This is a genomic window from Pseudoalteromonas sp. NZS127 (assembly GCF_015864805.1).
In the GTDB taxonomy this organism is placed as follows: domain Bacteria; phylum Pseudomonadota; class Gammaproteobacteria; order Enterobacterales; family Alteromonadaceae; genus Pseudoalteromonas; species Pseudoalteromonas nigrifaciens.
In genome coordinates this window covers 35,113-56,690 of sequence record NZ_JADYWN010000024.1, presented here as the reverse complement: position 1 = coordinate 56,690, position 21,578 = coordinate 35,113, and the positions used below count along the sequence as shown (strand labels likewise).

Here is a 21,578-nt window from a genome sequence, read left to right as displayed (position 1 = left end):
ATTTATTTTAATATCTTTCGATATTGAATTGACTGTGCCGAATAATTACCGAAATAACTATTCTGTTGGTCACTCAGTTTTCAATTGAGACTCTAATTTGTTTGCCTCGCTAATTACCCATTAAGAGTAAGTAGTTTGGCTGTTAGAACTCAATCTGTACGAGTGCCCACACAGATGATTGCTTTATATTGTTAAAGAACGTTTGAGTCGCTTTAGCGTCTCAAGGGATGCGTATAATACATCCTTTATTTTTCGAGTCAATACTTTGTTTTAAACTTTCTTTTTGGAAGATTTAAAACCGAAGTTTTATTTAACTCTCTAAGTAGTTCGTGCCTTGCTATGCTTCGGCGTTTCCCTTCTCAGTGGGGTCGCATTATAGGGAGCCGCAGATTTTACGCAAGCATTTTTTACTGAAAAACTAAAAAAAAATGACGTTCGCTCAGTTACTGACCTAAAGCGCCTAAAACTGATAGTTTTATAAACAATTACTGCTTTTGTGGCACTTAAATAAGCTCTGCTGTTACACTCATAATTTAATATAACTGTTAGTTAAAGGTGCAGATATGACAATCCGTTCTTATAAAGGTGTTACCCCTTCATTTAATGCGTCTGTTTATATAGATGAATCATCGGTATTGGTTGGCGATATTACTTTGGGTGATGATAGCAGCGTGTGGCCGTTAGTTGCTGCCCGTGGCGATGTAAACTATATACGCATTGGTGAACGTACTAATATACAAGATGGTAGCGTGCTGCATTTATCGCGAGCAACCAAAAGTAACCCCGAAGGTTATCCGCTTATTATTGGTGATGATGTAACGGTTGGGCACAAGGTTATGTTACATGGTTGTCAGTTAGGTAACCGTATATTGGTGGGAATGGGCGCAATTATTATGGACAATGCCATTATTGAAGATAATGTGATTATTGGCGGGGGTTCATTGGTGCCACCAAATAAGCGTTTGGAGTCTGGTTATTTATATGTAGGCAGCCCAGTTAAGCAAGCCCGAGCGCTTACCGAGCAAGAGCTTACATTTTTAAAAGTATCTGCGGATAACTATGTACTGCTTAAAAATGAGTACTTGAGTGACGACGTTATATGAGCACTTAGCTAATTAAGCTGACTTCTATTTGGCCTGCCGAGTTGTAACTTTCATCTTCGATAAGTTGCTCGGCGCGCTCTTCGTAATCAAAACGATTTTTTTCAAAGTAACTTGTTGCATGACTTTCATCGGTCAAACCTAAACTACTTACTGCAATAACACATTCCACCAGCATGCCATTTACTTGTGCAAAAAAGACTAATTGGTGCGCTGGCTCTCTAAATTCTAGCCTATCTATAAATTGTATTGCTTGGTTCATGTAAGTGTTCCCTGTTTTAGTGCATTAACGACAGGTAATATTGCAGGCATTTTATTACGCCATACATAATATGCCTGGGCAGCCTGACCAACTAGCATACCACTGCCATCCAATAGTTTAGTATTACTATTATACTGCGCTACCCAATTCATAAAAATGGTGTTTTGCAATGAATAAAACATGTCATACGCTACTTCACAGTTAGTAATATGTTTTTGATCAAGTGCTGGAAGCTCGTCATTCATACTGCTAGAGGTGGAGTTTATGATAAGCGCATAATCGTTTTCTGGTAGGTTGTTAAAACCATAACCCGACACTTTGCCATGTTGCGCAAACAACTTTGCTAAATTTTGTGCTTTTTCGGCGGTACGATTAACAATAACAACTTCCTGTGGCTGATGATCCAACAAGGGTAAAACAACCCCTCTTGCTGCCCCGCCTGCGCCTATTATTAAAATACGTTTACCAGTAATGCTGACATTATTTGCCAGCAGATCGTTTACAAAGCCGATGCCGTCGGTGTTATCACCTAGTAAAGTGCCGTCTGTTTGTTTTTTTAAGGTATTTACTGCACCGACAATTTTAGCTAATGGTGTGAGCTCATCTGCCATTGCAAAAGCTTGTTCTTTAAAGGGCATAGTTATATTAGCTCCCTTACCGCCTTGAGCAAAAAAATTCGATACTGTTTTTTCAAAGTTATCGATAGGTGCTAAGATTGCGCGATAGTCGATTTGCTCACCTAAAGAGATAGCAAATTGTTTATGTATCGCGGGGGATTTTGAATGTTTTATTGGATTTCCAAAAACCGCATATTTGTCCATTTTAAAGCAACCTCTTTGCAGTAGTAACACTGCCTATAAACGATGATAAATAATATGATTAAACGACTTTTTTCAAAATCTAAGCCCGCTACAATAGAGCAAACACCCACACCAGAAAAAACACCTTATGAAATACTAGGTGGAGAAGCCGGTGCACTCGCTATTGCAAATAGATTCTACGATATTATGGCCACAGATGAATACGCTAAACCGTTATATGATATGCATCCTCTACCATTAGATAGAATTCGCCAAGTGTTTTTTGAATTTTTATCTGGCTGGTTAGGTGGTCCAGACCTATTTGTAGCAAAACATGGCCACCCTATGCTGCGTAAACGCCATATGCCTTTTGCCATTGATCAAGACTTGCGCGACCAATGGATGTACTGCATGAATAAAACATTAGACCTTGAAGTAGATAATCCATTACTACGAGAAGGCCTAAAACAATCGTTTGGACAGCTAGCGAGCCATATGATTAACCAGCATTAAAGAAATAAGCGCACCACTTTTTATTACTATTGTTTGCGCCAAGTCAAAATTCACTTTTTTTAAACACGCATAATAAGCATCCATTGTTTAAAAAAAGTGCCTGCGTGTGAAATCCATTCAACATAAAATTTATGCATTACTTGCTATAACTGGTTTGCTCGTATTGGTTGCGAGCATTTTTAGTAGTGCTAAGCAGCAACACTCGCTTGCTCAAGACACAGTACAAGACAATATAAAAATTTTAGCTGATAACTACTTTGATTCAGTTAATACCATGATGCTAACTGGCACTATGGCCAATAGAGAGATTCTCAGCGATAAACTCCAAAAACATCCTAATATAAAAGATGCGCACATTATCCGCAGCCCAATAGTGACTAAACTATATGGCCCCGGAAATAAAAACCAAGCCCCCAGTAATGAACTGGAACGCTTGGCACTACAAGGCGAAGAACTATTACAAGTTCATCCGCAAAATAATACACGGATAATGACCTATTTACGCCCCATGTTTGCGAGCAGCGATTATAAAGGCACCAACTGCTTAGCTTGTCATCAAGCACAAGAAGGCGACGTACTTGGTGTCGTTAAAATTAGCTATTCTTTAGCTGATATTGATACCGCCGTTACAAAAAACACTTTAATAAATACGCTATTATTATCAACCATTTTTATTATTGCCTTTGTGTTACTTGGTATAATGTTTAGAAAGCTTTTTATTGTTAGGCTTAAAAAGCTAGGCCATACCATGCACTTGGCAACAACAAATAAAGATTTAAGCTTACGTGTAGACGATAATGCCGAAGACGAACTCGGATGGCTGGCAAAAAGCTTCAACCAAATGATAGAGACGTTTAAAGAAAATATTGCTCAAGTTTCTCATTCTTCAAAAGTGTTAATTCACTCTGCTGAAACTATTTATACCTCCGCCGATACCACAGAGCGCGCTATTTTAGAGCAAAAAAGAAATACCGACTCGGTTGCTGCTGCCATTAACGAACTAGAAAGCTCATCTAACGAAGTAAAAAACACGACCTTGTTTGCTTCCGAAAAATCAGAAAGCAGTAACGAACTTGCCAAAAATAGTATGCATATAGCCAAGCATACAGAGCAGAGCATCAATCAGTTAGCACACGATGTGCGCCAAGCTGCAAATCAAGTCAGTCAACTACAAGCGCAAACACTTGAAGTAGGTAAAGTACTTGAGGTGATCAGCAGTATTGCCGAACAAACAAATTTACTTGCATTGAATGCTGCAATTGAAGCAGCTCGAGCCGGCGAGGCTGGTAGAGGCTTTGCAGTAGTTGCAGATGAGGTGCGCACTTTAGCCACCCGTACTCACGCATCAACGGATGAAATTCGACGTACTATTGATAAGCTTCAATCCGAAGCCGCGCAAACAGTAAAAACAATGGGTGAGTCGTGTAAAGAGGCCGATGAAAGAGCGCAACAAGTAAAAAACGTAGCTGTTGCTTTAAAAGATATTTCAATGCAGATGAATGAGATAAATCAGCTTAACGTGCAAATAGCACAAGCAACAGAACAACAAAGTTTAGCTGCTGAGGAAATAAATAGAAGTGTTGTTGGTATTAGCGATAATGCTGAGCAGTCTTTATTAGACGCTAACGATAACCAAAAAGTAAGTGAAGGGCTATTAACATTGGCTCGCACTTTAGATGAACAAGTAAGGAGCTTTAAATTAACAAACTAAACAGTAAGAATTTATACCTTACTGTTTAGTGTTGAAATGATTGGTAATTAGCGTAATGATAACCAATCTTGCGGCTTTAAAAACTCGTCATATAACTTAGCCTCAGCACTCTCTGCGTTAGGAGTGTAGTTATACTCCCAACGCGCTAACGGTGGCATAGACATTAATATAGATTCGGTGCGACCCCCCGTTTGCAAACCAAACAGAGTGCCTCTGTCCCAGACTAAATTAAACTCTACATAGCGGCCACGACGATAAAGCTGGAAGTCGCGTTGCTGCGCTGTGTATTCATCTTTTTTACGACGCTCTATAATAGGTAAGTAAGCCTCTAAAAAGCCATTACCGACTGCTTGCGTAAAGGCAAAGCTTTGCTCAAAGCCCAGTTCATTTAGGTCGTCAAAAAACAACCCACCTACACCGCGTGTTTCATCGCGATGCTTCAAATAAAAATATTCATCGCACCAGGTTTTATACTTTGGATACAACTCATCGCCAAATGGTGCACATAAGTCATGTGCTACTTGATGCCAATGTACTACATCATCAAATACAGGATAAAAAGGGGTTAAGTCAAAACCACCACCAAACCACCATATTGGTTGTTCGCCTTCTTTTTCGGCAATAAAAAAGCGCACATTGGCATGGCTGGTCGGTATATGTGGATTTTTTGGATGAATAACTAACGACACACCGCAAGCATTAAAGCTGCGCCCTGCAAGTTCGGGTCTGTGTGCGGTTGCAGATGCCGGCATAGAGGCACCAAATACATGCGAGTAGTTAACACCGCCTTGCTCAATAATATTACCATTAGTGATAACGCGTGTACGCCCGCCGCCGCCTTCGCTTCGCTGCCAGTTATCTTCTATAAACTTAGCTTTACCATCGGCTGCTTCAAGGCCTTGGCTAATAGTGTCTTGCAAAGCCATAAAGTAGGCTTTTACTTGCTCTAATAATTCACTTTGCATATTAACCTCTAAATACTTTGCCATTCATGGCATCTTTAATTGTACTTGGTTGCGTGTTACCACCGAGTGGCTCATCAACATAATAACCTACCTGCTCAGCAAACTGGCTTTTAGCCTCGGCAATGCTTAATACTGTATTTTGACCGCTTAAATTAGCGCTAGTTGATACCAGTGGCTTACCAAACTCTTGGCATAAGCGCTTTACGGTTGGATGGTTAGTCACCCTAACTGCAATGGTGTCAAACTGCCCAGTTAACCACTTTGGGGTGCTTTTAGATGCGGGCATAACCCAAGTAATGGCATTTGGCCAACTTGAAAAAATCTCGGCACGTTTATCCATTGGAATTTTGGCATCATCTACGTATTTTAATAACTGCCCGTAGTTATCGGCAATTAAAATAAGGCCTTTTTCGACCGGGCGCTGTTTAATAGCCAGTAGTCGCTCAACCGCTTGTTGATTATCAGGATCGCAACCTAAGCCATATACAGCTTCTGTAGGGTATAAAATCACTTCGCCTTGCGCTAAGCACGTTATAGCAGCAGATATAGTAGATAGATCTGACAAAATCGTCTCCAGGAGTTTTAAACGTTATTCAGTGGCTGCAAGTTTATGCATACAACTTTTTTGTGGGCATTGTAACACAGTGCTGTTAGCCATTTTTCTCTCAATCAGCAGTGGCCAGTTACATTTTGGGCACGATTGCTCAACCGGTTTATTATTCAGCGTATATTTACAGCTTGGGTAGCAATCGCATGAATAAAATATTTTACCAAATTTATTACTACGTGAAACTAAACGGCCTTTTTTACATTTAGGGCAACTAGGTAATGGCTCTTCATTTTGCTTTGCCTCGTTTTCATTGGCGATGTAATGACACTCTGGATACCCAGTACAACCAATAAACATACCGTAGCGGCCATTTTTTACCACCAACTGCTTACTACATTGTGGACATGCGGAATCTTCTAGCACTTTTATTTCACTGCTATCGTGGTGCGCCAGCGGTCGAATAAAGTCGCACTTGGGGTAGCTGGCACAGCCTAAAAATGGGCCTGATTTACTATTGCGGATCACTAGCTCTGAACCACATTGTGGGCATATCTCATATTCTTTTTCTAGGGCGTGCTTATTCGCCGAGAAAAGCGAATGGTCGATTTTACTCATGGTGATCCTAGTTGGTGAATTTTCGCCTAATATACCCAAAACACTTAAAGATACAATAGCTATACCTATTACATTAAATTAGCGGCCAATTATAGCGTAAAAAGTGTGGTGTAATAACAAGGCAAAGATTATGGCATATACTTGCTGTATAAATTACTTTTAAGAAAGTGCTTAAGCAATTTAATTTACTCGTATGCTCATATTTTAATTAAATAGGTATTAATAGGTATCTTGAATTTAGGTATTAGTGAAGTAAGTCGCCGGGCTGGTCAAATATAAGATCTTCCATTTGCTCACAAGCCACTTCTGCTCCGGGTACATTAAATAGCACCATTAACACTACCCACTTTAAATCGTCTAACCCTATAAAAGGTTTATCTAGCGCTGCTAAGCGGTCCATTACCATTTCACGGGTAACACCATTAGTAACGCCAATGCGTTCAACAAACATTAAAAAATTACGACACTGCACATCCAGCATTTTGCATTCATGGTCGGTAAATACTCTTATTGTTTGTGGCGAGTCAGTGATTAAATATGGTGATGTGTCACTATGCTGTAATTCGGCTAGCTGCTCTAACCAATCTAGTGCTTTAAATATTTCGGCTTGATTAAAACCAGCTCGTAATAATTCATCGGTCAATTCATTAGGTTCAATGAAGAGCCCAGCGTCGTTGTGAATATAGTTTTCAAAAAGATACATAAGCACCTCAAACATATCACCACCTCGCATTTAGCTTAAGTACTTAACCTGATGTAACCATCTAAAACTCGCTCTATTTGATCATCTAGCTCCAAGTCCAGCAATCTGGCTTGCACTTTATCAATTGGCCACTGAGCACGGCGAACAATGTCATCAACACTGGTTACCTCAAAGCCAATACTATTTAATACCTCACACTGGGAGTCTTTATTGGTTTGGGTTGACTGCTCTGTAGTTAAAAAACTACTTTGATAAGTAAAGCTCACCTCATCAAGAATATCACTTACATTTTCCACGAGCTTAGCACCTTGCTTAATTAAAAAATGACTCGCTTGGGCAAGTGGGTTTTTAATCGAGCCGGGAACAGCAAATACTTCTTTATTTTGCTCCAGCGCATAGCGTACGGTAATGAGCGAACCGCTTTTAATTTCAGCCTCAACAATAAGTACCCCCAGCGATAACCCCGATATAATACGATTACGACGCGGGAAGTTATGCGCATTCGCGGCAGTACCAGGTAAAAACTCACTTACAAGCAAGCCCTGCTCTAATACTTGATTTGTAAGTAGCTTATGCTGCTTAGGGTAGTAAATATCAACACCGGTACCCAGCACGGCAATGGTTTTTCCGCTGCCAGCTAAGGCCCCTTTATGCGCAGATCCGTCTATACCGCGGGCCATGCCTGAAGTAATAGTGATTCCAGCTAAGGTAAGTTGATATGCAAACTCAGCAGCTATTTCCAGCCCCGTGGGGGTGGCGTTACGGCTCCCAACTATGGCTATTTGTGGGCTAGTTAATAACGACACATCGCCTTTGCAAAAAAGCAATAAAGGCGCACTGGCTATTTGTTTTAAATCTTCGGGGTAAGCGGCATCAAAAATACTAATAACCGTTATATTATTGTGTAGGATTAACTGTTCATAATGCGTAATTTGCTGCCAATTAGTGTGCAACAAATTAGTAGCTTGATTAGCACTTAGTCCTAATTGCAGTAATTGCTGATGAGATAAGCCAAACAATGACTCAAGGGAATGGTTTTTAGATAGTGCTAAAAGGGTTTTAATACCCAACCCTTTACACATATAAAAGGCAAGCCAGTGGGCAAGCTTGCCAGATGACTGATCCATGCTCTCTCCTAGAGCACCGACTCGCTACTTAATGAATAACTGCAATATCTCCAACGCGAATTGGGTGCTGATTTTTAGTTATTAGCGCATAACTTACGTTGTCATACACCTTAAATACAATTAACTCACCTACTTTTTCTTTCGGCATTTTCCAAACCGTACTTCCATCATCGGGTTCAGCACCAAAAAACTCGTTAGCATTTGACATTAACTTTTCAAAGCGACTTGAGTCCTCGGTGTAGCGAGGGCCACGAGGACCATCTATAACGCTTGGTGATTGGCGTTCAATATCAAGTACATGACCCACTTCTACTTGCTGCTCTGATCCTAAGTTTAGCACCACTACATCCATAGTGCTAAATTCTCTAGAATCGCTTGGCGAAGCAATAACATAGCCCAATACAGCCTGGGGGGGACGATGCATATTAAAATACGCTGGTAGCATTTGCCCTTCCATTGCTGGAAGTAAAAAGTCACCTTGTTTTATTTCGCGCTTCACCGACTCAACTCTGACCGATGCAGGCTCACCATTAGCGGCATCACCTTTTCTAAAGGCACGAGCCATACCAACATAAGCAGCACGATTAGCAAGTACCCTTCCTGTTTCTGGGTCTAAATATGGCTTACCTTTATGATAAATTGCATAAGCTTGGTGTAATTTTAAATCGCCTTTAACGTATAAAATATGCCCTAACGTTTGTGTTTTCGTGTTCTCGTTTGCCCCTAAAATATAAGGTTTAGCTTTTATATCGTCGCTATTTATAGCTTGCTCGTAAGTTATATAAGGTCTGATCATTTCTAGTGGCAAGGTGGTAATTGCATTTTTGCCTTTAGGGGTAATTCGCCCCTGAGGAGACAGCTTTCGGTACGCTTTATTTATCACTAAACGTGGGTTTCCCTGCGCATCGTAGATTAATGCTAAGGCATCGCCGGGATAAATAAGATGAGGGTTATTAATTTGCGGGTTCATTTGCCACAACTCAGGCCATAGCCAAGGTTCGTTTAAATAAACCCCAGAAATATCCCAAAGTGTATCGCCTTTTTTCACAACATACTGTTTAGGCGCATCTTTTTTTATTTTTAGCACATCAGCATAAGTAGAGAATGCAGCACCTAATGCAACTATAATTGCAATTAATGGAGATTTCATTGGGCTTCCTTGTATTGTTTTTTCATTATTATTGACCAAAACCTGTTAAAGGGGAACGCGAATGGCTAAAATAAGAGCATACAATACCCTAAATTAAGCATAAGTGTAAAAGGTAACTATGGCTACGTTAGAAGTTTTAAGATTCCCAGATGAACGTTTACGTACAATAGCACAAGAAGTTGCACATGTTGACGACCAAGTCCGTGTGATTATAAAAGACATGCTAGAAACTATGTATGATGAAAATGGCATTGGTCTTGCTGCTACACAAGTTAATATTCATCAACGCATTGTAGTGATTGACGTATCAGAAGAGCGCAACGAACCGCTGGTATTAATTAATCCACAAATTATTAAAAAAGCCGGTACAACCGTAAGCGAAGAAGGCTGCCTTTCGGTGCCTAACTCTTACGCAAAAGTTGATCGCGCAGAAACGGTTACTGTTGCCGCGCTTAATGAGCAAGGTGAAGAATTTGTACTAGATGCAGATGAACTACTCGCTATTTGTATTCAACACGAACTAGATCACCTTCAAGGTAAACTGTTCATTGATTACTTATCGCCATTAAAGCGCCAACGTATTCGTAAAAAGCTTGAAAAAGAAGCCAAATTTGCAGAATAGTAATTAGCACCGTAACAAGCACCTTAGGAAAACTCAGTGACTCAACCATTACGCATTATATTTGCCGGTACGCCGGACTTTGCCGCACGTCATTTACAAGCGCTGATACAAAGCGAACACCAAATAGTGGGTGTATATAGTCAACCAGACCGCCCTGCTGGTCGTGGTAAAAAATTAAAAGCCAGTGAAGTGAAAGAACGCGCACTTGAGCACAACTTACCGGTTTTTCAGCCACAATCACTGAAAACAGAAGACGCCTTAAATGAGCTTACCAGTCTTAATGCCGACATCATGATTGTAGTGGCTTATGGCTTAATTTTACCTAAAGCCATTTTAGATGCGCCGCGATTAGGCTGTTTAAATGTGCATGGTTCTATTTTACCACGCTGGCGTGGTGCTGCCCCAATTCAACGTGCTATTTGGGCAGGTGATGAAGAAACCGGCGTCACCATAATGCAAATGGATGAGGGGTTAGATACCGGCGACATGTTGCATATAAGCCGCTGCCCTATTAGTGCCACCGAAACCAGTGCCAGTTTATATACTAAATTAGCTGACCTTGGCCCAGGTGCACTTATTGACACTATTAACAACTTAGCTAATGGTAAAATAACCCCTGAGCCACAAAATGATGCTGCGGCTAATTACGCTAAAAAGCTCTCAAAAGACGAAGCCAATATTGACTGGTCTATGAGCGCGGTGCAAATTGAGCGTAACATTCGCGCGTTTAATCCGTGGCCGGTATGCTTCACCCAAATGGGGGGGCAGCCTGTAAAAATTTATCAAGCACATGTTGTAGAGCAATCAAGCAACCAGCCTGATAATAACGGGCGCGTTCTATCGAGCGACAAGCATGGCGTTATTGTGGGTTGTGGCGAACATGCTTTATGTATTACGCAATTACAACCACAAGGTAAAAAACCAATGGCAATTAACGACTTTTTAAATGGTCGTAGTGACTGGGTTACTCCTGGCACAATATTAGGCGAAAATAATGAGTAATGTTCCAAACGTACGAGCGCTTGCCGCTGAAACTTTATATAACGTAGTTGATAAAGGCGCTTCGCTTAATCAAGAACTGCCATTTGCCAGCCAAGGCTTGCCACCTAAAGATAAAGCCCTGCTGCAGCAAATTTGCTATGGCGTTTTACGCTATTTACCTAGCCTTGAAAACTACTGCCAACATTTAGTTGAGGAGCCGTTAAAAGGTAAGCGTAGAATATTTCAATTTTTATTGTATGTGGGCATTTACCAACTACAACACATGCGTGTTCCGCCACATGCAGCAATTTCAGAAACTGTAAATGCACTACAACAATTGCGTGCTTTGGGTTTGAAAGGGCTTATTAATGCTATTCTACGTAGTTTTCAGCGCCAACAACTTGAGCTTGAAGAAAAAGCCAAACTTATTCCGGTGTGTTTATACAATCATCCAAACTGGTTTATCAAACAAGTTAAAGAAGCTTATCCTGATAGTTGGGAAGAGCTGCTTGCAGAAAATCAACAGCAAGCGCCTATGTGGCTGCGTGTAAATCAAGCGCAATACAGCACGCAAGAATACAGCGATATGCTAACAGCTAACGAAATTGAGCATACACTTAACCCCGATTTTATAGATGGGATAAAGTTAGCCAAGCCACGAGATGTGTTTTCATTACCCGAGTTTGATACCGGTGCTTGTTCTGTACAAGATGCTGCTGCACAGTTAGCAGCGCGTTTTTTAGATCCTAAAGATGACGACACTATTTTAGATGCCTGCGCCGCGCCGGGTGGCAAAACATGCCATATTTTAGAATTGGCTGATGCTGAGGTACTTGCCCTTGATAGCGATGCAACTCGCCTAGAGCGTGTTAAGCAAAACTTAACTCGTATAGGTTTAGGTGCCGACCTACAATGTGGTGATGCATCACAACCACACACTTGGTGGGATGAAAAACAGTTTGATCGTATTTTACTCGACGTACCTTGCTCGGCTACCGGTGTTATTCGCCGCCACCCCGATATAAAGTGGTTGCGTCGTGCATCAGACATTGCCGATTTAGCAGCATTACAAGGCGATATACTCGATAGTATTTGGCCGCTTCTAAAGCCAGGTGGCACCTTGGTATACGCTACTTGTTCAGTACTCCCCCAAGAAAACCAACAACAAGTTGCTAAGTTTTTAGCTAATAACAATGATGTTGAGCATATTCCTCTACATGATAAAGACACGCCCACTACACCTGGTTTGCAGTTGCTACCTGGTGAAAGCGATGGCTTTTATTACGCTAAACTAGTTAAAAAAATATAACCTATACAGCACACAACAATTAGCTATCTATCTTATTTTAGATAGCTAATACTTCATAGCAATAGGTACTTATAACACTGGTAAATAATGAAAATAATCATACTCGGAGCTGGCCAAGTAGGCGGCACGCTAGCTGAAAATTTAGTTGGTGAACAAAACGAAATAACGGTCGTTGATATTGACGGCAACCGCTTACGCGAGCTTCAAGATAAGTATGACCTACAAGGCGTTGCTGGTCACGGTGCTCACCCAGATGTACTTCGCAGAGCCGGCGCGGAAGACGCCGATATGATTATCGCGGTAACCAGTTCAGATGAAGTAAACATGGTTGCCTGCCAAGTCGCGTATAGTATTTTTAATACCCCGACTAAAATAGCCCGAATTCGTTCTGAGCAATATTTAAAGTATCGTGAAAAGCTGTTTCATAACGATGACTTACCGGTCGATCACTATATTGCTCCTGAGGCATTAGTAACTAAGTACATTCGCCGCTTAATAGACTACCCAGGCGCATTGCAAGTGCTGCAGTTTGCCGATGGCATGCTCTCTTTGGTTGCTGTAAAAGCTTACTATGGCGGTTTATTAGTAGGTTATGCGCTATCTACGCTTAAACAGCATATTCCCAATGTAGAAACTCGTGTAGCCGCTATTTATCGCCAAGGAAAAGCAATAAAACCTCTAGGCACAACAATTATTGAAGCCGATGATGAAGTGTTTTTTATAGCAGCCACTAAACACATCCGCGCCGTTATGAACGAACTCCAAAGGTTAGAGCGTTCATATAAAAACATTATGATTGCTGGTGGCGGTAATATAGGTGCAGGCCTAGCGCGCTCACTGGAAAAAAATCACAGTGTAAAATTAATTGAGCGCAGCAAAGAGCGCGCCGAGCAACTCTCTGAAATGCTCGACAACACGATTGTTTTTTGCGGTGATGCGTCAGACCAAGAGCTATTGTCAGAAGAGCATATTGATCAGGTTGATGTGTTTATTGCGGTAACCAACGATGATGAAGTAAATATAATGTCGGCCATGCTAGCAAAACGTATGGGCGCACAAAAAACCATGGTACTTATTCAACGCAGTGCATACGTTGACTTAGTACAAGGCGGCGATATTGATATTGCAATTTCACCACAAGAAGCCACTATTTCGGCATTACTTACTCATGTTCGCCGCGGCGATATTGTTAACGTATATTCACTGCGCAAAGGTGCAGCTGAAGCTATTGAAGCTGTTGCCCATGGTGATGAAAATACATCTAAAGTAGTTGGCCGAACTGTAAGAGATATAAAACTCCCAGCAGGTACTACTATTGGCGCTGTAGTACGTAACGACGACGTGCTTATTGCCCACGACGATACCATTATTATGTCGGGCGACCATGTCATCATGTTCTTAATTGATAAAAAGCACATTAATATTGTAGAAAAACTATTTCAGGTGAGCGCTATATTTTTATAGCAGCATATTGTTGCTACTTTAAACACAAAAAAGCAGCTTAGTTAAGCTGCTTTTTTAATATAAGGTACTAAATCTTTATTGTACTTTGGCAAACTCTTCTTTAGAAAGCTCGCCATTTCCGTCAGTATCTAGCTGATCAAATATTTTTACTAACTGTGTATTTGTCGCAGCTTCTTGCTGTGAAATAACACCATCGCCGTTGGTATCAAAAGAAGCAAAATCCACTGCTGCATAGGCTGCTGCTGAAGACGCTAAAACTAAAATCGCAAGTGATGTATTTAATACTTTCATAATAATCTCCTAAAAATGAGAGGTCCTTCTCAGAAATCCCTGACTGTGAAAAATAACCGAAAAAAAGTAATTAGTAGTTAGCAAACTCTGCTTTAGAAAGCTCACCGTTACCATCTGTATCTAACTCTGCAAATTGTGCGATTAAATCGGAATCTACCGACGCTTCACTTTGGCTAATTGCGCCATTACCATCTACATCAAGGGTATCAAAATCACTTGCTGCAAAAGCGGCAGATGACGATGCTAGAGCGATAAGTGCGAGTGCTTTATTTAACTGTTTCATAATTTAATCCTTTACTATGTTATTCAATGGTTTATCAAAAAATTAGATATGCTAAGGTTTATACTTTCCTTGTTATTCTTTTTCATAAGCTCCCTTGCTTACTTAGGTTGTCTTTGGCAACACAGAATTTTATCAACCTTGCATTTTGCTTATGCTTTAGAAAATTCTTCTTTTGATAACTCACCGTTTTGGTCAGTATCAAGCTCTGAGAAAATACTCATTAACTCTGCATCTACAGCGGCTTCGCTTTGACTAATTGCGCCATTACCATCTACATCAAGGGTATCAAAATCACTTGCTGCAAAAGCGGCTGATGACGATGCTAGAGCGATAAGTGCTAACGTTTTATTTAATGTTTTCATAATCAATCTTCCTTCAAAGTTTATGTTAACTGCGATTAAGTGTTTCACTTTAAATCACGTTTAATGCAATACAGCTTAACTATTACAACTTCGGTGCCAACATTTAAAATATCAATAATTTCAGTTGGTTAAAGGTAATATGTACTTAAAGGAGATAATTAACCGTCTGTTTTTGTTGCCCTTTTGCAACACACTTTAAACCCAAAAAATAAATCCCAATAAATTCAGTGTCTTATAAAAAGAAAAAACGCCACAGATTATAAATTCACACTGTAAGGAAACTGTTTAGCTGGGGTATTCAACTCGGTTATAGCTGAATAATTTTTGATATGAAAATAACCAATAGTTTAAATTCCTCTAAGCAATTGTTTTATATTGGTTATTTTGTTTTTATAAACACAGACATGCGTTATTTAAAATTAAATTTAATAAATCGCTACTTTGTTGCAAAATAGCGAAATGTACAGTTACTCGGTTTCTGATTCGAGTATTGAAGGGTCAATAAAGTGATCCCCCATAAAGCTTTTCATTTCTTCTTCGCTGGCTAATAGCTTTATTCCACAGTAAGCACCTTGAGCGTGTTCTTTCACGCTACAAATTTCTCCCTGAAAGTCTTTAACTTGCTTATTACTGCTATCGAGGATGATTGAGCATTGCATCCCTTTAATGTTTTCGGCCAAAGCTTTGTCTTTAAGATCAAACTTTATACCGGTTAGCGAAATATCTTTTATTACCCCATCGAGTATCCTGTCATCACTAAGTTTTAGCTTTGCCGATAATAAGGTAGGTATACGAGCTTGCGAGCGTAAGTCGAATAACTGCACTTGCTTTGGGTAATTAATAAAAAGTAATCGTGCGGGATGAGATACAACAGACATTATTTGCTGACGAAATGCGATGACCTGTCCACCACTCCCCTCTATTAATGCTCTTACTACCACCATTTCCCCATCGTGCAGGTAGTCGCTTGCTGTAGGCAGGCGCTTTGAGCTCGGATAGTTTAAAATAATAAATCGATTTTCGAGTAAACCTATAAACTCTGTTTTTACACGCTTGCTAGCCGTTGGTGTTAAAATTTCAAGATCAACCATGGCACCAGGCATTATTTGGTGTAGCTTTTCTAAGTTTGTTGTCGGCATTGTTGGCATATCCTTTTCCCTAATACTCTTTATAAACTAACAATTAAATTATCCGCGCCAAAATGTAGGCGTAAACAGCACTAATAAAGTAAATATTTCTAAACGGCCAAATACCATAGCAATAGTAAGCAACCATTTAGCACCATCACTAATAGATCCATAGTGCGATGCAACATCTCCTAAGCCCGGGCCAAGGTTATTTAAACACGCTGCAGTAGCAGAAAACGCTGTAATGTTATCCATACCGGTTCCCATCAGCGCTAACATAATAATTATAAACACCAATGCGTACGCTGAGAAAAACCCCCATACAGCTTCTACTACTTTATCTGGCAACGCCTTGCTGCCTAACTTAATAGAATATATAGCCCGAGGATGCACTAGCCTATTAAGCTCTCGCACGCCTTGTAAGTATAGTAAGAATACGCGCACCACCTTCATACCGCCACCGGTAGAGCCCGCACAGCCACCTATAAAGCTCGAAAATATAAGCAGTATTGGTAAAAATAATGGCCAAGCCGAAAAGTTATCAGTGGCAAACCCAGCCGTACTACTAATTGAAACAGCATGAAATAACGCTTGATCGAGTGTTTCATCGCCATTGGCATACACTTCATGAGACGAAAGCACGGTAAAGCAAATAACCACCAGCGCTAACTGAATACATAAAAACACTTTAAACTCAGGGTCGCGAATATAAACACTGATATTTCTACTTGCTACCGCAGCGTAATGCAGTGAAAAGTTAATGGCTGCAATAATTAAAAAGAACACACAAATAAAGTTAATTACGGGGCTATCGAAATGCCCCATAGAGGCATCATAAGTAGAAAACCCACCAATGGCGACCGTTGAGAATGCATGGCTTATTGCGTCAAACCAATCCATGCCTGCAATCCAATACGCTAAGGTACACGCAAGCGTAATTGACACATATATATACCAAAGGTGCTTTGCGGTGTCGGCAATTCGCGGGGTCATTTTAGAATCTTTTACCGGCCCTGGTATTTCGGCGCGATATAGCTGCATACCACCGACCCCTAGCATAGGTAAAATAGCAACCGCCAATACAATGATCCCCATACCGCCAAACCACTGTAATTGTTGGCGATAAAATAACACCGATTTAGGCAGGTACTCTATACCGGTTAGTACCGTTGCTCCGGTGGTGGTTAACCCCGAAAACGCTTCAAATACCGCATCAGCCAGTGATAGGTTTGGCTCTTGTAAAAATATCAGCGGTAAGGATGCAAACGCGCCAAGTACCAACCAAAACAACACAACAATTAAAAACCCTTCCCGCGCTTTTAAATCGCCATCTTCGTGGCGGTTAGGGTAATAAGCCATTAAGCCAATAGTGACACTAAAAATAAAAGCCAAAACAAAAGGAACACCACCACCGTCTTTATAAATTAAAGACACGATTGCCGGAGGCACCATGGTAATACTAAACAGTGCAACAAGTTGCCCAAGGATTTTTATAATGGTACGAAATTGCATTTAGCGTATCGCTTTTATTATTAGTAAGTTTAACGAGTAAGATATTGTCTTACTCTTTAATGGTTAACTCAACCGCGCCGTGGCTTAAATCAAAAATATCTTTAATTGCTTGCGTCGCTTGGCGGCTATCAATAGTAATAACCCATTCAATATTAGCAGTAAATTGCTTATCGATGTTAAGCACTTGATACTTCGTTTTTAATAGTTGCTCAATAACGCCTTGCATACTGTATTCACTACTACCAATTAGCTCAATACTTGGCACTTTATTTATCGTTGATAAGTTAGCTAATGCATTATTTAATGTGCCTCCATAAGCACGTACTAAACCGCCTGTACCTAGCTTTATACCACCAAAATAACGCGTAACCACAGCGGTAACTTCACCAAGCCCTGAGCCCATAAGCACATTTAACATGGGTTTACCGGCGGTGCCATTTGGCTCACCATCATCCGAAAACCCATACACATGGCTTCCTCCTGGTTTACCCGCTACGTGAGCCCAGCAATTATGCCGTGCATCGGCATACTTAGTTTCAATACTTTTTATAAACGCTTTAGCTGAACTTAAATCTGGGGTATGTGCAATATGCACAATAAAGGTGCTTTTTTTAATCTCTTCTTGATGAAAAGCATCTGCTGCTGGGTATTTATATTCTGACATTCGTTGATGAACCAAGTTATAAACCAAAAAATGGGGCCAACAGGCCCCTCTTTATAATACAGCTAGTCTAACGCGTGATTAATCTAGCGCTAAATTTCGTGTCATATTCTCAAGGCTATCTTCGTGTACTATGATGTTATCTTCAATACGAATACCACCATAAGGCTTAAACGACTCTACCTTTTGCCAATTAATAAACTGTTTATTATCGGTTTGTGCTAAATCGCCTAGCAAAGAGTCGATAAAGTATAGCCCAGGCTCAATAGTAAACACTTGGTTTTTTTCAATTATGCGAGTACAACGCAAAAATGGATGTCCCTCTGGAGCTGCTTGTTGTGCGCCCATTTCATCAGCCATAAAACCACCCATGTCGTGCACTTGTAAACCTAGGTGATGCCCTAAACCATGTGGGAAGAAGGTAGAGGTAATTTTACGTTCAACTATTTCCTCAGCCGGTAGCTTAACAATATCAAAGTCGCTAAGTATTTGTGCAACGCTATTGTGACACTCAACATGTAAATCACCATAAAGCATGCCGGGTTTTAACCCCGTACCTAACTCTATTTGCGCTGCAGTCATTGCTTGCACTAGCTCTGCAAATTCGCCTTGTTTTTTAAAGTCATACGTACGGGTAATATCTGCCGCATAGCCATTAAAATTAGCGCCTGCATCTATTAAAAATGAGTTGTGTTGCTGCGGTGCTTTTGCCTCAAAGTGCGTGTAGTGCAAAATGGCGCAGTTTTCGTTTAGCGCCACAATGTTGCCATAAGGCATTTCGTTTTCACTTTGGCGAGTTGCCATTAAGTAAGCTTGCTGAATATCAAACTCACTGCCACCATTAAAAAAGGTATCGCGGGCAGCTTTGTGGCCATCTACTGCAATACGGTTGGCGTTGCGTAAACATTCAAGCTCATATTGGGTTTTATAAGCGCGGTGGTAATGAAAGTAATTTAGTACCGGCTCAGGATTCATAACACTAAAGCCTAGTGCTTGTGCTACTTCTAAGTATTCGCCCACATAAGCGTAGTTAGCTTTATCGTAGGGCAATAGCTTTTCAACCTGATCGGGCTGTAATAACAATTCAATGTCAAAATACTCAGCCCAAAAATCGCGCGGCTCATCTGGCACTTTATGCCAAAAATCAACCGGACGATAAAAAATAAGTTTAGGCTTGTCGCTACCATTTACCACAATCCAGCAATGTGGATTGTCTAGTACAGGTAACCAAGCTTTAAAGTGTGGATTAACTTTAAACGGATAATACATATCATCTAAAAACTGACGCTTAGCTTGGCCCGAGTGAATAACTAATCCCTCTAACCCTTCACGTTCACAAATTGTACGAGTACGTTGTTGCAGTGTTGCAATATGTTCGGCGTATAAAACGGCTAATTTATCCATAATAAACCCATCTGTTGTATTTAACTTGCTTTGAGTCTACCACACACATAATCCATACCCAAAGCGCTCAAAATAAGGGCAGCATCTAACCTTATTAGCATCCCCTTACCTTTATTAATTATCCGCCCATTTTCATTTCGAGTAGCGGCGCCAGTATATTTCCCTCGCGGTGTAAACGCGTATGATAAACCTGCCTGTAGGCAAATACGTTTTTAACATAATCGCGAGTTTCTCTATACGGGATCAATTCAATCCATAGCTCTGCTGGAATAGCTTCATCTGGTAACCAGCGTTTAATACGATGATACCCTGCGTTATATGAAGCCGTTGCCAATATTTCATTGCCGTGGTTTTTCTTTTTTAAATACTGCAAATAGCGCGTACCTAATCTTATATTTGTTTGTGGTTGATATAAGCGGCGGCTCGACACACTGCCTTTATTTACGTAATCGGCAGTACTGGGCAATAACTGCATTAACCCTCGCGCATTTGCTGATGAACGTGCATCGGGGGCAAATGAGCTTTCACGGCGCGCAATGGCAATACTCCACGCCACGTCTATTTTACTGCGCTTACTGTAGCGCTCAAATACATCTTGAAACGCAAACGGAAAACGCTGCTCTACGTTATCCCACGCTTTTATTTTTGCCAGTGTAAAAATAGTGCTGTCATGCCAACCCAGCTCTGTGGAGAGTATTGAAGCAGCTAACTTTTCTTCGTCACTCGAGGTGTTTGTTAGGTAATTCCATTCGCGACGTGCCGAGGTAAAGCGCTCAAGCTCATAAAAAGCTTTCGCACGCTTGTAGCCCGGGGCATTTTTTACTTTATTAACAAGCGCCTGATCAACAACTAAAGGTTGGTTATTTAAATCAACCGGTAACCCTAATCGTGCCGCGGCTAAAAAACCATAATAATCGCGATTAGCTGCTACTGTTTTCCAAATAGCGTCTGCTTTTTGTTGCTCACCACGTTTTGCGTAGCTGTACGCTAACCAGTATTGCTGGCCAAGACTTAAGTTATCTTTACCAGTAAAAAAGGCTGCAATACCCTCCCAGTCTTGGGTTTTAAGCATATTACCGAGTTGCCACTGAATTAGTTTGCTGTCTTGGCGATCTTTTGGCACTTTGTTTAGCCAAAAGCTTGCTTGTTTATGTCCGCTGGAAGCAAGCGACAGTGCAAAGGTATAATACACATCTGCTTTAGCTGCATCGCTGTAAGTAAATATTTGCTCTAGCTTTTCCCATGCTTTTAAAGCAAGCTCTTTATCGCGCCAAATTAAACGCTTTACACCATAAAGAGCAATTTGCCCTTCTTTAACCGACTTATTTTTGTATCTGTATAATCCGGCTGCAGCACTTGGATCGCGGCGTACTTTTAAGTATAAATCAGCTAAGTAACCTTCATTACTGGGTAGTAATGTTTTTAAATAAGGTAATAGGCTTTGAGTACCGCCTTCTGCCGCCATAGTCACCCGCTGCCAAACAGCTTCTTTACTCATATAGCCTTTTTTACGCCATAACGAAAAAAGCCCATCGCACGCTTTAGGTTGCGACTTTCCTACCGTCCATAAATCAGTTACTTGGTTAAATATCGCTTTTTCTGGCGCACCTAAATCAAGTTGATAATCTAAATATGTACAAGTCAGTTCAGTATCAGAGGTTTTACGGTAATTGCGAATATACGCTGCTTTTTTATTATGCTTTTCTAAATAGCTTAACCATGCTTTACGCACTGGCCACTCTAGCGGCGTATGCTGATAAATAGTGAGGTAATCCTCTATTTCTGCTTGGTGTTTTATATCGGGATGTCGTTGCCAATATACTTTTTCAACATAAGGCTTTAATGGATGATCAAGATTACTTATAGCCATTTTAAAGTCTTGGTAATCACCATAGCGAACTTTTTTTTCAGCGTCTAAAAATGCATCGTTATCGATGTTTGCCTCAACGCAGTGAAGAGGGAAAATAAAAACCGCTGCCATAGCATTTAATAAATATTTTTTCATAATGCCTTCATAATAAAATTAAAATAATAAGCAAAAACTTTTGTTCCACCATAGCACCAAA

General features: G+C 40.5%; 23 protein-coding genes. 7 read left to right on the top strand and 16 right to left on the bottom strand.

The features are described from left to right. Positions 1-563 precede the first annotated feature (563 nt). Positions 564-1,103, top strand: a complete 540-nt coding sequence (locus tag I6E78_RS16605) for a gamma carbonic anhydrase family protein (protein WP_058372247.1) — start codon at positions 564-566, stop codon at positions 1,101-1,103. 4 nt (positions 1,104-1,107) lie between these two features. On the opposite strand, the gene I6E78_RS16600 is transcribed toward I6E78_RS16605, so the two are convergent. Both I6E78_RS16600 and aroE read right to left on the bottom strand, forming a co-directional pair. Continuing rightward, a complete protein-coding gene (locus I6E78_RS16600) occupies positions 1,108-1,362 on the bottom strand; it encodes a DUF1488 domain-containing protein (RefSeq protein WP_011326764.1) in 255 nt (84 codons plus the stop codon). Beyond that, positions 1,359-2,183 carry a shikimate dehydrogenase gene (aroE, locus tag I6E78_RS16595; protein WP_197182919.1) on the bottom strand — a complete coding sequence of 275 codons (825 nt, stop codon included), beginning with the start codon at positions 2,181-2,183 and terminating at the stop codon, positions 1,359-1,361. Before aroE ends, I6E78_RS16600 begins: the two co-directional genes overlap by 4 nt. 54 nt (positions 2,184-2,237) lie before the next feature. Here aroE and I6E78_RS16590 point away from each other — a divergent pair, with 54 nt between their 5' ends. Both I6E78_RS16590 and I6E78_RS16585 read left to right on the top strand, forming a co-directional pair. Next, positions 2,238-2,675 carry a group II truncated hemoglobin gene (locus I6E78_RS16590; RefSeq protein ID WP_058374471.1) on the top strand — a complete coding sequence of 146 codons (438 nt, stop codon included), beginning with the start codon at positions 2,238-2,240 and terminating at the stop codon, positions 2,673-2,675. Between the two features lie 106 nt (positions 2,676-2,781). After that, positions 2,782-4,386 (top strand): methyl-accepting chemotaxis protein, encoded by a 1,605-nt coding sequence (locus I6E78_RS16585; RefSeq protein WP_197182918.1) that lies wholly within the window; start codon positions 2,782-2,784, stop codon positions 4,384-4,386. 47 nt (positions 4,387-4,433) lie between these two features. Here I6E78_RS16585 and hemF read toward each other — a convergent pair whose 3' ends face one another. The 6 genes from hemF to I6E78_RS16555 all read right to left on the bottom strand — a co-directional run bounded on the left by hemF (position 4,434) and on the right by I6E78_RS16555 (position 9,496). Beyond that, complete coding sequence (hemF, locus tag I6E78_RS16580; RefSeq protein WP_197182920.1) at positions 4,434-5,351, bottom strand: oxygen-dependent coproporphyrinogen oxidase; 918 nt, start codon at positions 5,349-5,351, stop codon at positions 4,434-4,436. Position 5,352: 1 nt separating this feature from the next. Further along, positions 5,353-5,916, bottom strand: a complete 564-nt coding sequence (locus I6E78_RS16575; RefSeq protein ID WP_197182917.1) for an L-threonylcarbamoyladenylate synthase — start codon at positions 5,914-5,916, stop codon at positions 5,353-5,355. A 24-nt stretch (positions 5,917-5,940) separates the two neighbouring features. Beyond that, positions 5,941-6,516 carry a DNA topoisomerase family protein gene (locus I6E78_RS16570; RefSeq protein WP_197182916.1) on the bottom strand — a complete coding sequence of 192 codons (576 nt, stop codon included), beginning with the start codon at positions 6,514-6,516 and terminating at the stop codon, positions 5,941-5,943. A gap of 244 nt (positions 6,517-6,760) precedes the next feature. Further along, on the bottom strand, positions 6,761-7,234 hold the full coding sequence (locus I6E78_RS16565) for a DUF494 family protein (protein ID WP_058374469.1): 474 nt from the start codon (positions 7,232-7,234) through the stop codon (positions 6,761-6,763). A 20-nt stretch (positions 7,235-7,254) separates the two neighbouring features. Further along, on the bottom strand, positions 7,255-8,346 hold the full coding sequence (gene dprA, locus I6E78_RS16560) for a DNA-processing protein DprA (RefSeq protein ID WP_197182915.1): 1,092 nt from the start codon (positions 8,344-8,346) through the stop codon (positions 7,255-7,257). Between the two features lie 28 nt (positions 8,347-8,374). Beyond that, a complete protein-coding gene (locus I6E78_RS16555) occupies positions 8,375-9,496 on the bottom strand; it encodes a LysM peptidoglycan-binding domain-containing protein (RefSeq protein WP_058372242.1) in 1,122 nt (373 codons plus the stop codon). A gap of 118 nt (positions 9,497-9,614) precedes the next feature. On the opposite strand from I6E78_RS16555, the gene def reads away from it, so the two are divergent. The 4 genes from def to trkA all read left to right on the top strand — a co-directional run bounded on the left by def (position 9,615) and on the right by trkA (position 13,872). After that, positions 9,615-10,118: a peptide deformylase gene (gene def, locus I6E78_RS16550; protein ID WP_058372241.1), complete on the top strand. Its 504-nt coding sequence runs from the start codon at positions 9,615-9,617 to the stop codon at positions 10,116-10,118. Between the two features lie 36 nt (positions 10,119-10,154). Beyond that, positions 10,155-11,120, top strand: coding sequence for a methionyl-tRNA formyltransferase (fmt, locus tag I6E78_RS16545; protein ID WP_197182914.1), 966 nt, complete (start codon positions 10,155-10,157; stop codon positions 11,118-11,120). Beyond that, entirely contained in the window at positions 11,113-12,408 is a 1,296-nt protein-coding gene (gene rsmB / locus I6E78_RS16540; RefSeq protein ID WP_058372239.1) for a 16S rRNA (cytosine(967)-C(5))-methyltransferase RsmB, read from the top strand. Before fmt ends, rsmB begins: the two co-directional genes overlap by 8 nt. 87 nt (positions 12,409-12,495) lie before the next feature. After that, complete coding sequence (trkA, locus tag I6E78_RS16535; RefSeq protein ID WP_011326752.1) at positions 12,496-13,872, top strand: Trk system potassium transporter TrkA; 1,377 nt, start codon at positions 12,496-12,498, stop codon at positions 13,870-13,872. Positions 13,873-13,947: 75 nt separating this feature from the next. Here the strand turns inward: trkA and I6E78_RS16530 are convergent, their stop codons facing one another. The 8 genes from I6E78_RS16530 to I6E78_RS16495 all read right to left on the bottom strand — a co-directional run bounded on the left by I6E78_RS16530 (position 13,948) and on the right by I6E78_RS16495 (position 21,517). Beyond that, entirely contained in the window at positions 13,948-14,163 is a 216-nt protein-coding gene (locus I6E78_RS16530) for an EF-hand domain-containing protein (protein WP_058372238.1), read from the bottom strand. A 70-nt stretch (positions 14,164-14,233) separates the two neighbouring features. Next, positions 14,234-14,446 carry a calmodulin gene (locus I6E78_RS16525; protein ID WP_011326750.1) on the bottom strand — a complete coding sequence of 71 codons (213 nt, stop codon included), beginning with the start codon at positions 14,444-14,446 and terminating at the stop codon, positions 14,234-14,236. Positions 14,447-14,595: 149 nt separating this feature from the next. Beyond that, positions 14,596-14,808, bottom strand: a complete 213-nt coding sequence (locus I6E78_RS16520) for an EF-hand domain-containing protein (RefSeq protein WP_058372236.1) — start codon at positions 14,806-14,808, stop codon at positions 14,596-14,598. Between the two features lie 467 nt (positions 14,809-15,275). Then, entirely contained in the window at positions 15,276-15,947 is a 672-nt protein-coding gene (locus I6E78_RS16515) for a flagellar brake domain-containing protein (protein ID WP_058374468.1), read from the bottom strand. 48 nt (positions 15,948-15,995) lie between these two features. Further along, the gene (locus I6E78_RS16510; protein ID WP_011326747.1) at positions 15,996-17,447 is read right to left on the bottom strand and encodes a TrkH family potassium uptake protein; all 1,452 of its coding nucleotides are present in this window, start codon (positions 17,445-17,447) and stop codon (positions 15,996-15,998) included. Between the two features lie 49 nt (positions 17,448-17,496). Further along, positions 17,497-18,111 carry a YigZ family protein gene (locus I6E78_RS16505; RefSeq protein ID WP_197108754.1) on the bottom strand — a complete coding sequence of 205 codons (615 nt, stop codon included), beginning with the start codon at positions 18,109-18,111 and terminating at the stop codon, positions 17,497-17,499. A gap of 78 nt (positions 18,112-18,189) precedes the next feature. Next, complete coding sequence (pepQ, locus tag I6E78_RS16500) at positions 18,190-19,512, bottom strand: Xaa-Pro dipeptidase (RefSeq protein ID WP_182684422.1); 1,323 nt, start codon at positions 19,510-19,512, stop codon at positions 18,190-18,192. 118 nt (positions 19,513-19,630) lie between these two features. Beyond that, a complete protein-coding gene (locus tag I6E78_RS16495) occupies positions 19,631-21,517 on the bottom strand; it encodes a transglycosylase SLT domain-containing protein (RefSeq protein WP_011326744.1) in 1,887 nt (628 codons plus the stop codon). Positions 21,518-21,578 lie beyond the last annotated feature (61 nt).